Here is a 15618-nt window from a genome sequence, read left to right as displayed (position 1 = left end):
ACCCCGATCAGGGGCCGCGCTGCGGCCCCTCTCACGCCTTCCAGTCAGGTGGGCAACGCAAAGAAGGTGCGCATCAACGCGTCATCCTCTGTGCCCAAACGCTCAGCCAGTGCCTGACGATCGAACAATCCCCCCGTGCGCATCTCCCGCACGGTCCCCCCGCTTGGCGCCTGGGCCAGCGCCTTCAGGCACACCTCCGTAAACTGATAATCGTGCCCCTGAACGGCCGTCACCTTCTCCACTTGCAGGTAGCGCCCCGGCAACATCAGCGACTCCGCCTCATCCGGTCGCCTTGAGAAGGGCCCGATAGGCGTCGCCTGCATGTCCTCGCCCGGTTCCAGCACGTACACCAGCGCGTGGTCATCAAACGGTCCTCTGCCACTGACCTGTGTCTGCGGGTCGTTGAAAACCTCCCAGAGTGCATAAGGGTTTTCCGTGAAAGACGTGAAGTCGGTGGTCACCAGCACGTCACCCACATCAATGGCGCCATCGCCGAACGCCGGTATACCGGTACCCCGCAAGCTGGATGCTGCCCGGTACAGCCGTACCTGGTTGCTCACTCCTATATGCCCAAGGGCACAGGCAAGGTCGTGACTGCGCTGGACATTCCCGGCGTGAGTACCTTCGAGGGGCAAACCCCGCCACAGGTTGTTGTAGCGCTCTGGTGAGCTGGTGTACTCGGCAATGGCGGCCGAGCCAAAGCCGTGCTCATCCCGATAGACGGGAAAGGGCTCACTGAATGCATCCAGATACTCACCGCGGGGGCCCAAAGCATCCAGGTCAGCCCACGGCACCGAGCCCATCAGGGCTTCCTGGCGGGCTAGCGCCTGGTCCGACACCGCCAGCAATTCGTCTGCCGCCGGCGCCATGTAAAGCCCCCAGTCGACCTCGGCAGCCGCGGTTTGCGCCTGGCCAGCAATGCGCGGGGGTATGCGGCTCTCGCTGAACAGCTCACCGGCTCGCATCATTGCTGCATCGAGCAGAATAAAAAGAATATCCGTCAGTACTGCCCACCATGCTGCCGTGCGCCAAGCCCGTTTGCCATTGAGCGCCCGGTCCAGGTGCAGCCCCAGGCTCGCGGTGCCAAGCCCCAGCGAGGTCAATATGACTGGCCAGCCAAACGGCGCCATCGGTGCAATGACCAGGCTCGCAGCTTGTAAGCCCGCCAGCCAATTGGCCTTGCGCAGTTGTGCGTTGGTGGTCAGCCGCTCGTGGGCATCGCTGGTCAGATCATCCATGACCGCATCGCGCAGGTGGACGAACAGGTCCCCTGCAATCGCCTGCCCGGTAATCGTGATATCGCCCCGTGACTGGGCAAGCCACTTGAGGTTTGTGCTTAGGCGCAGGCGTAGCGACTGTGCCAGTACCCCATCCCCGACGAATAGCCTGACCAGGCGCTCCCGCCCCTCAGGCGTGGCTGCCTGATCAGCAAGCCATGCTGTCAGCGCGTGGCGATCGTCGAATAGCTGCACAACAGCCTGCGCATCGGCAAGATAGAGGCACAACTTGCCAGCCTTCAGCTTATGCTGGAACAACAGCCTGGCGCTGATACCGCCGATGGCAAGCATGCTCCAACCCCGCTGAGCATTCACCGGGCGGGTCTGTCGCAGACCTTGCACACTGATCGGCACTGCGGGTGCCGCAAACGTCGCCACCATCAGCTCCCGCCGCTCTGGCTCGCTGAGCGTCGATTGGCCCACAGCGGCAAGGAAACGGGCGCGGGCCAGCACGCAATAATCTTCGCCATGCTGCGACCGGAACCTGCTCAGAGCCTCGGTATAGCGCCCCGCAAAATCCAGTTGCCAGAACGCCTTCAGTACCTGCTGTGGGTCAAGCCGCACTTCGTTGCGCTCGTCATAGTCAATGTGGCTGGCATCCACCCGGTAGAAGCCACCGTAAACGCTTAACTCATCTGCACTGTCCTGCTGCTGTGGGCTGAAGCGCTGGACCACCAGCTCGGTCAGGCTCAGGGAGCGCCAGGGCGGCCCGCTGTGGCACCAGCCGGTGTAGCTGCGCGAGCTCGTTGCCGCGGCGTGGAATTCGTGCCAGTAGAGCCTGTCCGGATCCACCCAGTAACCCAACTGCTGGTGCAGCACATGGCCGGCCGCTTGACGCGCCATCCTGTGCAAATCAGGGAAATGCCCCAGCATGCGTTGAGCCAGCTGGGCGAGTGACAAGGTTTCTTGATCGTTCATGGATCTTGGCTACCTGGGACAAGGCGTTCCACTACACCGGCAAGCCGCAGCAACGATGCGGTATCGCTTTACAGCCCGCATCGGCCTCAGGTTAGAATCGATTGGCACGCGACCTGCTAGCTTTTTCTGAAAACTACGCTACATGGTCCATTCCCCCGCTGTCGGAGTACCTGCCTTTGGATGCAAGCACCATCAACAGCCTGTTCTTGATCGGCGCATTGCTGGTGGGCGCAAGTATCCTGGTCAGTTCCCTGTCATCGCGCCTGGGTATTCCTATTCTGGTCATCATCCTCGCCGTCGGCATGGTCGCCGGTGTCGACGGTGGCGGGATCATCTTCAACAACTACCCGACCGCCTACCTGGTGGGCAACCTGGCTTTGGCCGTGATCCTGCTCGACGGCGGCCTGCGCACGCGGGTGGCAAGCTTTCGCGTAGCGCTGTGGCCGGCGCTGTCGCTGGCCACGGTCGGGGTGATGATCACCACCGCCCTCACCGGCCTGGTTGCCGCCTGGCTGTTCAACCTGAGCCTGATCCAGGGCCTGCTGATCGGCGCCATCGTTGGCTCCACCGATGCCGCTGCGGTGTTCTCGCTGCTGGGCGGCAAAGGCCTGAACGAACGGGTTACCGCCACCCTGGAGATCGAGTCGGGCAGCAACGACCCAATGGCCGTGTTCCTCACGGTCACCCTGATCGACATGATCGCCAGCGGCCAGACCGGTCTGCACTGGAGCCTGCTGGGCCACCTGTTGCGCGAATTCGGCATCGGCGGGCTGCTGGGCCTGGGTGGCGGCTGGCTGATGCTGCAACTGGTAAACCGCATCAACCTGGCCGGTGGCCTGTACCCGATCCTGGTGGTAGCCGGCGGCCTGGTGGTGTTCTCGCTGACCAACGCCCTGCACGGCAGCGGCTTCCTCGCCGTGTACCTGTGCGGCCTGGTGCTGGGCAACAAGCCTATCCGCAGTCGCCACGGCATCCTGCACATGCTCGACGGCATGGCCTGGCTAGCCCAGATCGGCATGTTCCTGGTACTGGGCCTGCTGGTCACGCCCCACGACCTGCTGCCCATCGCCCTGCCCGCCCTGGGCCTGGCATTGTGGATGATCCTGGTCGCCCGGCCACTGTCGGTGGTCGCCGCACTGCTACCGTTCAAGGCCTTCCATGGTCGCGAGAAAGGCTTCATCAGCTGGGTCGGCCTGCGCGGCGCGGTGCCGATCATTCTGGCGGTGTTCCCGTTGATGGCTGGCCTGCCCCAGGCCCAGCTGTTCTTCAACCTGGCGTTTTTCATCGTGCTGGTGTCGCTGCTGGTGCAAGGCACCAGCCTGCCGTGGATGGCCAAGCTGCTGAAGGTCACGGTACCGCCGGACCCGGCGCCGATTTCACGCTCCGCGCTCGAGGTACACGTCACTAGCGAATGGGAGCTGTTCGTCTACCGCCTGGGCGCCGAAAAATGGTGCATCGGCGCCGCACTGCGTGAGCTGAAAATGCCAGAGGGTACGCGGATCGCCGCCTTGTTCCGCGGCGAGCAGCTGCTGCACCCGTCGGGCAGCACCGTGCTGGAGGTCGGCGACATGCTCTGCGTGATCGGCCACGAACATAACCTGCCGGCGCTGGGCAAGCTGTTCAGCCAGGCGCCGCAACGCGGCCTGGACCTGCGCTTCTTCGGCGATTTCGTGCTCGAAGGCGATGCCGAGCTGGGTGCGGTGGCCGCACTTTATGGCCTGAAACTCGATGGCCTGGACGCGAAGATGCCGCTGGCGCAGTTCATCCGACAGAAGGTCGGAGGCGCTCCAGTAGTAGGCGACCAGATCGAATGGCACGGCACGATCTGGACCGTCGCGGTCATGGACGGGAACAAGATCCAGAAAGTGGGCGTCAGATTCCCCGAAGGTACCCGCCCCGGCCCCGGGCTGTTCCTCTAAACTCCGATTTGCCGCGTAACACAAGAACTCTGCCTATGTCCCTGCGTGACCATTGCCGCGCAGCCCTGCTGGGGCTGTGCCTGACCCTCTCGTTCGCCGCCGGCGCGGTGGAAATCCCGACCACTCCGGGCATCCAGAGCAGCCTGAGCAAGATCGCCGAGCGCAAACTGCCGGAAACCGAGCAGAAAGCCGTGCAGCAGGTGCTGGAGCAGACCCTGGCGCTGCTCAACGCCCGCGACGACAGCGAAAAGAAGCTCGAAGCCCTCAAGCAACAGCTGGCCAACGCTCCCCAGGAGATCCGCGACAGCCAGCGCGAACTGATCAAGCTCAAAGCCTCCAGCGTCGTGCCGGTGGCGCAGCGCTACGCCAGCCTGACGGTGCCGCAGCTCGAACAGATGCTCAGCGAGCGCAGCACTCAGCAGGGCGACCTGCAGAAAGCGCTGTCCGAAGCCAACAGCCTGATCATCAACTCCCAGACCCGCCCGGAGCGCGCCCAGGCCGAGATCAGCGGCAACCAGATGCGTGCCCAGCAGATCAACAACAGCCTCAAGAGCGGCAAGGACAACGGCAAGTCGATCAATGCCGACCAGCGCAACCAGCTCAACGCCGAGCTGGCCTCGCTCAACGCCCTGACCCTGCTGCGCCGCCAGGAACTGGCCGGCAACAGCGTGCTGCAGGACCTGGGCAACGCCCGCCACGACCTGCTGATCGAACGCGCCACAAGGCTGGAACAGGAAATCCAGGACCTGCAGACGTTGATCAACGAAAAGCGCCTGGCGCAGTCGCAACAGGCCGTCACCCGCCAGTCGATCGAGGCGCAGAAGGCCGGCGGCAGCAACCTGCTGGCCACCGAGAGCACCGCCAACCTGCAGCTGTCCGACTATCTGCTGCGCAGCACCGACCGCCTCAACGAGGTGACCCAGCAGAACCTGCGCACCAAGCAGCAGCTCGATAGCCTCACCCAGGCCGACCAGGCCCTCGACGAGCAGATCAACGTACTCAAGGGCAGCTTGCTGCTGTCGAAGATCCTGTACAAGCAGAAGCAGGCCCTGCCGCACCTGAAGCTTGATCGCAACCTGGCCGACCAGATCGCCGATATCCGCCTGTACCAGTTCGAGATCAACCAGGAACGCGAACAGATGAGCAGCCCGTCCGCTTACGTGGACAAGCTGCTGGCCAGTCAGCCCGAGGAAGACATCACCCCGCAACTGCGCAAGGCCCTGCTGGAAGTGGCGATCACCCGTGGCGACCTGCTCGAGCGGTTGAACCGCGAGCTGTCGGCGCTGCTCAACGAATGCATCACCCTGCAGCTGAACCAGAAGCAGCTGCTGAGCACCGCCCAGAGCCTGCGCACCACGCTGGAAGAGCAGATGTTCTGGATCCCCAGCAACAAGCCGCTGGACTGGCAGTGGCTGCGCGAAGTACCCGAGCGCCTGACCACCCAGGTGGCCAGCCTGCCCTGGGGCGCGGGCATCAAGGAACTGGCTGACGGCCTGGTGCAACAGCCGCTGCTGTTCCTGCCGCTGATCCTTGTGATCGGCGCCCTGCTGTGGCGGCGTAAGGCGCTGTACCGGCGCCTGGGCAAGGTCCACCAGGACATCGGCCACTTCAAGCGCGACAGCCAGTGGCACACGCCCCAGGCGATCCTGATCAACATCCTGCTGGCCCTGCCGGTGGCCCTGGCCCTGACCCTGGGCAGCTACGCCCTGCAGCTCGATGCCCGTGGGCAGAACGCCAATCTCGGCGCCGCCTTGTGGCAGATCGCCCAGGCATGGCTGGTGTTCTACACCGCCTACCGCATCCTCGCCCCGGGCGGAGTGGCAGAGATCCACTTCCGCTGGCACAAGCCGCAGGTCGAGTTCCTGCGCGGCTGGGTGCGCCGGCTCGGCACCGTGGTGCTGGCCCTGGTCGGTGTGGTGGCAGTGGCCGAACACCAGCCGTCGGCCTTGGCCGAGGACGTGCTGGGCATCGGCGTGGTACTGACCTGCTACGCCCTGATGGCCTGGCTGCTCAGCCGCCTGCTGCTGAGCAGCCCCGCGCACCGCAACACCTCGCTGTTCCGCAAGGCCGTGGGAGTGGCCTTCACCGCCTTGCCCATCGCGCTGTTCGTGGCGGTGTGCTTCGGCTACTACTACACCGCCCTCAAGCTCACCGACCGGTTGATCTACACCCTTTACCTGCTGCTGTTCTGGCTGGTGATCGAGGCCGCGTTCGTGCGCGGCCTGTCGGTGGCGGCGCGGCGCCTGGCCTACCAGCGCGCCCTGAGCAAGCGCCAGGCGGCCAAGGAAGGGCTTGACGGCGAAGTGGTGGTCGAGGAGCCGACCCTGGACATCGAGCAGGTCAACCAGCAGTCCCTGCGCCTGATCCGGCTGGCCCTGCTCGGCGGCTTCATCGGCGGGCTGTACTGGGTATGGGCGGACCTGATCACGGTATTCGCCTACCTCAACAACATCACCCTCTACGAGTACAGCAGCGGCACCGGCGCGGCGGCGAGCATGGTGCCGATCAGCCTCGGCGACCTGCTCGGCGCCATGGTCATCGCCGGTATCGCCGTGGCCCTGGCCAGCAACCTGCCGGGCCTGCTCGAAGTACTGGTGCTGTCGCGCCTGAACCTTGCCCAGGGCAGCGCCTACGCCATCACCACGCTGCTTTCCTACGTGATTGCCGGCGTCGGCATCGTCAGCACCCTGGCCACCCTCGGGGTCAGCTGGGACAAACTGCAATGGCTGGTGGCGGCACTGTCGCTTGGCCTGGGCTTCGGCATGCAGGAGATCTTCGCCAACTTCATCTCCGGCATCATGATCCTGTTCGAGCGCCCGGTGCGCATCGGCGACACCATCACCATCGGCAACCTGTCCGGCACGGTGAGCAAGATCCGCATCCGTGCCACCACCATTACCGACTTCGACCGCAAGGACATCATCGTCCCTAACAAGACCTTCATCACCGGCCAGCTGATCAACTGGTCGCTGACCGACACGGTCACCCGGGTGACGCTGAAGCTGGGCATCGACTATGGCTCGGACCTGGACCTGGTGCGCGACCTGCTGCTCAAGGGCGCCCACGAAAACCCGCGGGTGCTCAAGGATCCGGAGCCGCTGGTGTACTTCCTCAACTTCGGCGAAAGCTCGCTGGACCACGAGCTGCGCATGCATGTGCGCGACCTTGGCGACCGCAACCCGACCCTGGACGAACTGAACCGCTACATCAACCGCGAGTTCAAGGCGCACAACATCAAGATCTCGGTGCGCCAGGTGGAGGTGTTCCTCATGGATACCAAGGGCGGCAAGCAGCAGTTGATCCCGATGGACAGCAAACCGGACAGCACGCCGCCGAGCTGAGTGGACTGCGACAGGCATGCCCTCCAGAATGCAGGCGAGGGCTTTGCCCTCGATCGCCGGCAAGCCGGCTCCCACAAGATGGCATGCCTTGCCCTGTGGGAGCCGGCTCGCCGGCGAAAGGGCCGCACAACGGCCCCAATGGCACCGAATTCAGGAGCAGGCCCCGTGAAGTCCCTCGACCAACTCACCTTCGACAACCGCTTCGCCCAACTCGGCGACGCCTTCTCCACCCAGGTCCTGCCCGACCCGATCGCCGATCCACGCCTGGTCGTCGCCAGCGAATCGGCCATGACCCTGCTCGACCTCGACCCGGCCCAAGCCGAACTGCCGGTGTTCGCCGAGCTGTTCAGCGGCCACAAGCTCTGGGAAGAGGCCGACCCGCGCGCGATGGTCTATTCCGGCCACCAGTTCGGCTCCTACAACCCGCGCCTGGGGGACGGTCGTGGCCTGCTGCTGGGCGAGGTCCTCAACGATGGCGGCGAGCACTGGGACCTGCACCTCAAGGGCGCCGGCCAGACGCCCTACTCGCGCATGGGCGACGGCCGCGCCGTGCTGCGCTCGTCGATCCGCGAATTCCTCGCCTCCGAGGCCCTGCACGCCCTGGGCATTCCCAGCAGCCGTGCGTTGTGCGTGATCGGCTCGAGCACCCCGGTATGGCGTGAGACCCGCGAGAGCGCCGCCATGCTCCTGCGCCTGGCCCAGAGCCATGTGCGCTTCGGCCACTTCGAATACTTCTACTACACCAAGCAACCGGAACAGCAGCGGGTGCTGATCGACCATGTGCTGGAGCAGCACTACCCCGAGTGCCGCGATGCCGAGCAGCCTTACCTGGCCATGTTCCGCACCATCGTCGAGCGCAACGCCGAGCTGATTGCCCGCTGGCAGGCCTACGGCTTCTGCCACGGGGTGATGAACACCGACAACATGTCGATCCTCGGCATCACCTTCGACTTCGGCCCCTACGCCTTCCTCGACGACTTCGACGCCAACTTCATCTGCAACCATTCCGATGACCGGGGCCGCTACAGCTACGCCAACCAGGTGCCGATCGCCCATTGGAACCTCAGCGCGCTGGCCCAGGCGCTGACCACGGTGATCGAAGTCGAGCCGCTGAAAGAAGCGCTGGGGCTGTTCCTACCGCTGTACCAGGCGCACTACCTGGACCTGATGCGCCGCCGCCTGGGCCTGACCACGGCCGAGGACGGCGACATGGCGCTGGTCGAGCGCCTGCTGCAGTGCATGCAGAGGGGCGGCGTGGATTACACCCTGTTCTTCCGCCGCCTGGGCGAGCAACCCGTGGCCGAGTCCCTGCAGGTGGTACGGGAAGATTTCATCGATCTGGCCGGCTTCGACGCCTGGGGCGCCGAATACCAGGCGCGCTGCGCGCGCGAAGCGGGCAATGCAGAAGGGCGCCGCGAGCGCATGCATGCGGTCAACCCGCTGTATGTGCTGCGCAATTACCTGGCGCAGAAGGCCATCGAAGCCGCCGAGGCGGGCGACTACCGTGAAGTGCGGCGGCTGCACCAGGTGCTGGGCAAGCCGTTCGAGGAGCAGCCCGGGATGCAGGCCTATGCCGAGCGGCCGCCGGAATGGGGCAAGCATCTGGAAATCAGTTGTTCGTCATGAACCCCGGGGCCGCTACGCGGCCCCAGCAATATCAAGGAGATGAAATGTCCGAACCACTCGTAATCCCCTGCCCAAACTGCAACGGCCTCAACCGCCTGCCCGCCGAGCGCCTGGGCGACAGCCCCAAATGCGGCCGCTGCAAACAGGACATGCTGCTCGCTCAGCCCTTCGAACTGAACGAAAGCACCTATGCCGCCCAGATCAAGGGCGATCTGCCGTTGCTGCTGGATGTCTGGGCCGACTGGTGCGGCCCCTGCAAGAATTTCGCCCCGGTGTTCGAACAGGCCGCACGCCAGCTCGCCGGCCGCTGCCGCCTGGCCAAGCTCGACAGCGAGGCCAACCGCAATCTCGCCGGCCAGCTCGGCATCCGCTCGATCCCGAGCCTGATCCTGTTCAGGAACGGCCGCGAAGTGGCTCGCCAGGCCGGCGCATTTCCACTGCAGTCGTTGCTGGAGTGGCTGCGCAGCCAGGGTGTCTAGGCGCTGCGTTCGAGCAGGTCGTGCAACTCGACGAACTGCTGGGTCAACTTGTGCCGTGGCTCAAGGTGGATCAGCGGCAGGCTGGCATGGTGGGATTCGCGCATCTTCACCGAACTGCCCAGGTACACCGGCAGCACCGGCAGGCCTTCGGCCAGCAGCTCTTCGAGCATTTGCTGGGGCAGGCTGGCCCGTGACTGGAACTGGTTGACCACGATGCCCTCGACCATCAGCTCGTCGTTGTGGTCTTCCTTGAGTTCATCGATCTCGGCCAGCAGGCCGTACAGGGCCTGGCGCGAAAAGCTGTCGCAGTCGAAGGGAATCAGCACGCGATCGGCGGCGATCAACGCGGAAACCGCGTAGAAATTCAGTGCAGGCGGGGTATCGATGTAGATCCGCTCGTAATCCTCGTCCAGCTCGTCGAGCAGTTTGCGCAGCTTGTTGATCTTGTGCTTGGCCTCGAGCTTGGGCTGCAGGTCGGCCAGCTCTGCCGTGGCGGTGACCACGTGCAGGTTATCGAAAGGGGTTTCGTAGATGTCGACCTTGTTCTTCTTGGCGAACGGCCCGCTGGACAGCGACTGCTTGAAGAAGTCGGCGATGCCCATGGGGATGTCGTCGCCGGTCAGGCCGGTCAGGTACTGGGTCGAGTTGGCCTGGGCATCCAGGTCGATCAGCAGGGTCCTATAGCCTTCACTGGCGCTGACCGCCGCAAGATTGCAGGCAATGCTCGACTTGCCCACGCCACCTTTCTGATTGAACACCACGCGCCGCATGTCAGACCTCCGTGTATCAACGAATGCCCGAGTATGTGGTCAGCGCAGCGGTTTAGCCAGCACCTTCGGGCTGTTCCAGCCCGGCCAGCAGGGCGATGAAGGCATTGGCCATGGCCGAGCCGGGCGCCTCGCGACGTACCAGCCACACGGCAGTCATCGCCTGCTCATCCAGTAGAGTGCGATACACCACGCCTTCGATGCGCATGCGCTGGAACGAGGCCGGTAGCACCGAAACGCCCAGCCCCGCCGAGACCAGGCCGATGATGGTCATCGCCTCTCCCGCCTCCTGGGCGAAATGCGGGGTGAAACCCGCCTGGCGCGCCAGGCTCATCAATTGGGCATGCAGGCCACTGCCGTAGCTGCGCGGGAAGAACACAAACGGTTCATGGGCCAGAGCCTGCATGTGCACACCTTGTTCGCTGCCGACGGCCAGCGGGTGCGATGCATTGAGCACGGCTACCAGGGGTTCGTGGAACAGCTCGGTGCAGGCTATTCCTTCTGGCAGTGGCATCGGTCGCATCAGGCCGATCTCGATGGACTCGTCGAACACCGCCTCCACCACTTCACGGCTACTCATTTCCTGGAGATTGAGGTGCACTGACGGATAGCGCTGACGGAAGGCCCGAATTGCCTGGGGAATCCGCGAGGTGAACGGTGCCGACGAGGTGAAACCGATCTTCATCTCGCCCAACTCACCCAGCTGCGCTCTCCTTGCCACGTCGGCGGCCTTCTCGACCTGCGCCAGCACCTGGCGCGCCTCCTCGAGGAATAGCCGCCCGGCCTCGCTCAACTCGACCCGACGGTTGGTACGCTCGAACAGGCGCGCGCCCAATTCCTGTTCCAGCGCTTGGATCTGCTGGCTCAAGGGTGGCTGGGAAATACCCAACTGCTGAGCGGCGCGGCCGAAGTGCAGCTCCTCGGCCACGGCGATGAAATAGCGCAGGTGACGCAGCTCCATGATCGGCTCCAAACAGGTCGTAAAACGTCTTAAACAGGTCGAACAATATATTGGATCTAATCATTAGCCAGCTATATGCTTTTTTCATCGCAGCACCGGCCCCAGCGCCCGAGGTACCCTCCGTGAGATCCGCCGTAGTCCCCCTGCCTGCCGAACCCGAGCCTGTCGTCAACGATATCTGGATCGAGAAAGGCTCGCCCGCGTTCATGAAAACCGTGCTGGCCCTGTTCAGCGGTGGCTTCGCCACCTTTGCCCTGTTGTACTGCGTACAGCCGATGATGCCGCTGCTTTCCCGGGAGTTCTCGATCAACGCCGCGCAGAGCAGCCTGGTGCTGTCGGTGTCCACCGCCATGCTGGCGTTCGGGCTGCTGGTCACGGGGCCAATCTCCGACCGCATCGGGCGCAAGCCGGTGATGGTCTTCGCCCTGCTCTGCGCGGCCCTGTCGACCCTGGCCAGCGCGGTGATGCCGAGCTGGGAGCTGGTATTGGCCGCGCGTGCCCTGGTGGGCCTGTCGTTGAGCGGCCTGGCGGCGGTGGCGATGACCTACCTGAGCGAAGAAATCCATCCGCAGCACATCGGCCTGGCCATGGGCCTGTACATCGGCGGCAACGCCATCGGCGGCATGAGCGGGCGCCTGATCACCGGCGTGCTGATCGACTTCGTCAGCTGGCACACGGCGATGCTGACCATCGGCGGGCTGGCCCTGGCAGCAGCGCTGGTGTTCTGGAGGGTGTTGCCCGAATCGCGCAACTTCCGGCCCCAGCCCCTGAATCCGCGCAGCCTGCTGGACGGCTTCGTCATGCACTTCAAGGATGCCGGACTGCCCTGGCTGTTCCTCGAAGCCTTCCTGCTGATGGGTGCCTTCGTGACCCTGTTCAACTATATCGGCTACCGCCTGCTGGCCGGGCCCTATCACATGAACCAGGCGCTGGTCGGGTTGCTGTCGGTGGTATACCTGTCGGGGATCTACAGTTCGGCGCAGGTCGGCGCCCTGGCCGACAGGCTGGGACGGCGCAAGGTGTTCTGGGCCAGCATCCTGGTGATGGCCGGCGGCCTGTTGATGACCCTGGCCACCCCATTGGCGATGATCATCGTCGGCATGCTGGTGTTCACCTTCGGCTTCTTCGGCGCGCACTCGGTAGCCAGCAGCTGGATCGGCCGCCGGGCGCTGAAGGCCAAGGGGCAGGCGTCTTCGCTTTACCTGTTCTGCTACTACGCGGGATCAAGTGTCGCCGGGACTGCCGGCGGGGTGTTCTGGCACCAGTGGGGCTGGAACGGGACAGGACTGTTCATTGCCAGCCTGCTGGCGGTCGCGTTGCTGGTGGCGCTGCGCCTGAGCAAGTTGGCGCCTAAATCGGGCTGATTCCAGGGCTGCAGTGAGGCGCTTGTCGCTCGCGGGGAGGGCCTGGAACGCCTCACTCAATACTCGATTAAAATCCAGGTTAATAATCGACATTAGCAACTCTTTGTTTGTCAGCATCCACTCAAGTGGATAAAAATCGATCAACCACAACTACAAGAAAAGCCAGGATCGATCAATGGCCAACGCCCCCCGCTCCGCCCCCGCGCAACTGCGCCGTGTCCTGGGCCTTCCCGCCCTGGTGTTCTTCGGCCTGGTGTACATGGTCCCGCTGACCATCTTCACCACCTACGGCATCGTCACCGAACTCACCGGTGGCCGCACCGCCGGCGCCTACCTGGTCACCCTGCTAGCCATGCTGTTCACCGCCACCTCCTACAGCTTCATGGTCAAGCGCTTCCCCGTCGCGGGCTCGGCGTACTCCTACACCAACATGGCGTTCGGCCCCAACGTGGGTTTCCTGGCGGGTTGGTCGCTGCTGCTCGACTACCTGTTCATCCCGATGATCAATTACCTGCTGATCGGGCTGTTCCTCAACATCGCCTTCCCGGCCATCCCGGCCTGGGCCATCGTGCTGGCGGCCATCGCCGTGGTGACCGTGCTCAACGTGGTCGGTATCCACTCGGTGGCCAAGACCAGCAACCTGATCGTCGGCGCGCAGATCGTCTTCATCGGCGTGTTCGTCGCCCTGTCCTGGCAGGGCCTGGCCGGGCAGCCGCTGGACCTGCTGGCGCCGTTGCGCGGTGATGGCAGCGCGCCGGGCTTCGCTGCCTTGATGGCGGGGGCGGCGGTGCTGTGCCTGTCGTTCCTCGGCTTCGATGCCGTGTCGACCCTGGCCGAAGAGTGCAAGGACGCCCGCCGCGACGTGCCGCGGGCGATCATCCTCACCACCCTCGGCGCCGGGCTGCTGTTCACCGTGCTGGCTTATGTCAGCCAACTGGTGCTGCCGGGCAGCACCTTCGCCAACAGCGATGCCGCCGCCAACGAAGTGATGATCAAGGCCGGTGGCCAGTTCCTCGCCAACTTCTTCACCGCTGCCTTCGTTGCCGGCAGCCTGGGCTCGGCGCTGGCCTCGCAGGCGGCGGTGTCGCGCATCCTGTTCACCATGGGCCGCGACCGCGTGCTGCCGCAGCGCAGCTTCGGCTACCTGTCGCCGCGCTTCGGCACACCGGTATTCGCCACCCTGCTGGTGTCGGCGTTCTCGCTGCTGGCACTGGTGATCGACCTGGCCACCCTCGCCTCGCTGATCAGCTTTGGCGCGCTGGTGGCGTTCTCGGCGGTGAACCTGGCGGTGGTGAAGACGCACCTGATGGATGACGCCGACCAGCGCACGCCGCTGGGCCTGCTGCGCTATGGCGCGGTGCCGCTGGTGGGGTTGAGCCTGACCTTGTGGCTGTGGACCAGCCTGTCGGCGCTGACGCTGGTGATCGGCTTGTGCTGGTTTGCGTTGGGGCTGGCGTACCTGGCGGTACTCACTGCCGGTTTCCGCAGGCCGGTGCGGTTAGTGGTTTTCTCCGAAACCGCGTAGCCCAAATATCTCCTGCAGGAGCAGCGCTGCACCGCTCCTGCAGAGGGTCGGGGTCAGACCGACGGGGTATTTACCGCCGGGCTACCCCACAAACTCCCCAGGTTTTGCAGCAACGACCCGGCAATCCCCTGCTGCCCCAGGTACTGCAGGATCAACGGCGCAAACTGGCCGATCATCCCGCTATCCATGCCCAGCGCCTTGAAGGCGTTGTCCAGGTCATTGCGGTTCTCGACTTCACCGCCCAGCGCATTGCTCAGGGCCGAGCTGTTCTTGTCGTTGCCCAGCAACTGCCCCAGCCCGTTCAGCCCACCCAGCGCATTGTTGCCCGACAGCAGGTCGAGCCCCGGCACAGCCTTGGTCAACTGCCCGTAGTCATCGCCGCTGAGGTTGTTGCGCGCCAGGCCCAACATGGCTCCCGCGCCGCCGATGGCCTGCTCGGGGGTGATCTTCAATTCGCTGCCCAGCGTATTGAGCAGGTTGGCCTGGGCGGCCGGCGCTTGCCCCTGGGCCTGTTGGTTCTGGTTCTGCATGGCCGAGACAGCATTGGCCGCGTCGCTGAGGTTGAAGGCGAACACCGGGCTTGCGGCCAGGGTCATCAAGGTTGCCAGGGTGAATGCTTTCATCGGGAGGGACCTCGTCGGCCGGAATGGCCGGGAAACGAGGGGTTGGACTGGGGTGCCGAAGGTTTGTTCCGGGCCGGCCATCGATGTTCATCCCAGGGGCCCAATCGCTGGCAAGCCAGCTCCCACAGTGGATTGCGCAATAGTCTGAGCCCTGCGCGGTCCCTGTGGAAGCCGGCTTGTCTTGGCGACGAACAGCGGCCCCGGCTATGTCAGCCTGGCTGAGAAAAGCCCGAGGCAGGCACCTGCTTCAAGGCCCCCACCAGAGCATCGACCTGACCCCAGGCGACGGTCAGGTGCTGCAGGCTCGACGCCTGGAGCTGCTTCAGATCGCCCTCGGTCGCCAGTTCCTGGGCGTGGTAGCCGTCGGTATAGGCGATGAACATGAAATGGCAGACGTTCATCAGCACCTCCTCGATGGGCACGGCGCCTTCGAGGATGGCAGTGGAGAGGGATTGGCCGGGTGGGAGTTGGAATTTGGCGTGGAGGTCTTCAGGTGGATCGGGGACGATCTTTTTCATCGAGGCACCATGCTGTGTTGAGTGCCACCCGTCCGTTTCCACACATCAGGGTGACAGCTGTACACGGGGTGGAAAGACCGGTGCATGGTGAACCCGGCAGGCCAAGAGGCCTCCCGCGTACAGCCGTCATGACGACAACAACCATGCTAACCGCCGGGTTTCCACGCCCGATCGCTGAACCGACAGCGACCGGGAAAGCCTAGTGGGCAGGATTTCCCCGGACAATCAGACGTGCATCGACAGATCACGCAGGATATTTCCTGCAACCTCAAACAGTAAGTGGGATATAGCCTCATCCTG

General features: G+C 64.3%; 11 protein-coding genes. 6 read left to right on the top strand and 5 right to left on the bottom strand.

Features of this window, described 5'->3' with window-relative positions:
• Window positions 1–44: 44 nt before the first annotated feature.
• On the bottom strand, window positions 45–2195 hold the full coding sequence (locus DFS21_RS14025) for a dermonecrotic toxin domain-containing protein (RefSeq protein WP_111532527.1): 2151 nt from the start codon (window positions 2193–2195) through the stop codon (window positions 45–47).
• Between the two features lie 176 nt (window positions 2196–2371).
• On the opposite strand from DFS21_RS14025, the gene DFS21_RS14020 reads away from it, so the two are divergent.
• From DFS21_RS14020 to trxC, 4 genes are all read left to right on the top strand, one after another.
• Entirely contained in the window at window positions 2372–4114 is a 1743-nt protein-coding gene (locus tag DFS21_RS14020) for a potassium/proton antiporter (RefSeq protein ID WP_110700319.1), read from the top strand.
• A gap of 35 nt (window positions 4115–4149) precedes the next feature.
• A complete protein-coding gene (gene mscK, locus DFS21_RS14015; protein WP_110700317.1) occupies window positions 4150–7455 on the top strand; it encodes a mechanosensitive channel MscK in 3306 nt (1101 codons plus the stop codon).
• Window positions 7456–7620: 165 nt separating this feature from the next.
• Window positions 7621–9081 carry a protein adenylyltransferase SelO gene (selO, locus tag DFS21_RS14010; RefSeq protein WP_111532526.1) on the top strand — a complete coding sequence of 487 codons (1461 nt, stop codon included), beginning with the start codon at window positions 7621–7623 and terminating at the stop codon, window positions 9079–9081.
• Window positions 9082–9125: 44 nt separating this feature from the next.
• The gene (gene trxC, locus DFS21_RS14005) at window positions 9126–9560 is read left to right on the top strand and encodes a thioredoxin TrxC (protein ID WP_110700313.1); all 435 of its coding nucleotides are present in this window, start codon (window positions 9126–9128) and stop codon (window positions 9558–9560) included.
• Here the strand turns inward: trxC and DFS21_RS14000 are convergent.
• Entirely contained in the window at window positions 9557–10330 is a 774-nt protein-coding gene (locus tag DFS21_RS14000; protein ID WP_110700311.1) for a ParA family protein, read from the bottom strand. The two genes, trxC and DFS21_RS14000, sit on opposite strands and share 4 nt — an antisense overlap.
• Window positions 10331–10382: 52 nt before the next feature.
• Window positions 10383–11288 (bottom strand): LysR family transcriptional regulator, encoded by a 906-nt coding sequence (locus DFS21_RS13995; RefSeq protein ID WP_110700309.1) that lies wholly within the window; start codon window positions 11286–11288, stop codon window positions 10383–10385.
• 206 nt (window positions 11289–11494) lie between these two features.
• On the opposite strand from DFS21_RS13995, the gene DFS21_RS13990 reads away from it, so the two are divergent.
• Both DFS21_RS13990 and DFS21_RS13985 read left to right on the top strand, forming a co-directional pair.
• Window positions 11495–12652 carry an MFS transporter gene (locus DFS21_RS13990; protein ID WP_371926847.1) on the top strand — a complete coding sequence of 386 codons (1158 nt, stop codon included), beginning with the start codon at window positions 11495–11497 and terminating at the stop codon, window positions 12650–12652.
• A gap of 175 nt (window positions 12653–12827) precedes the next feature.
• A complete protein-coding gene (locus DFS21_RS13985) occupies window positions 12828–14177 on the top strand; it encodes an APC family permease (RefSeq protein ID WP_111532525.1) in 1350 nt (449 codons plus the stop codon).
• A gap of 53 nt (window positions 14178–14230) precedes the next feature.
• Here DFS21_RS13985 and DFS21_RS13980 read toward each other — a convergent pair whose 3' ends face one another.
• Window positions 14231–14800, bottom strand: coding sequence for a DUF2780 domain-containing protein (locus tag DFS21_RS13980; protein ID WP_110700302.1), 570 nt, complete (start codon window positions 14798–14800; stop codon window positions 14231–14233).
• A 209-nt stretch (window positions 14801–15009) separates the two neighbouring features.
• Complete coding sequence (locus tag DFS21_RS26470; protein WP_146230420.1) at window positions 15010–15318, bottom strand: hypothetical protein; 309 nt, start codon at window positions 15316–15318, stop codon at window positions 15010–15012.
• Window positions 15319–15618 lie beyond the last annotated feature (300 nt).

This window comes from Pseudomonas sp. 2848, assembly GCF_003253945.1.
In the GTDB taxonomy this organism is placed as follows: Bacteria; Pseudomonadota; Gammaproteobacteria; order Pseudomonadales; family Pseudomonadaceae; genus Aquipseudomonas.
Note: the sequence above shows the minus strand (reverse complement) of the source record. Positions and strands in the feature narration are given on the sequence as shown.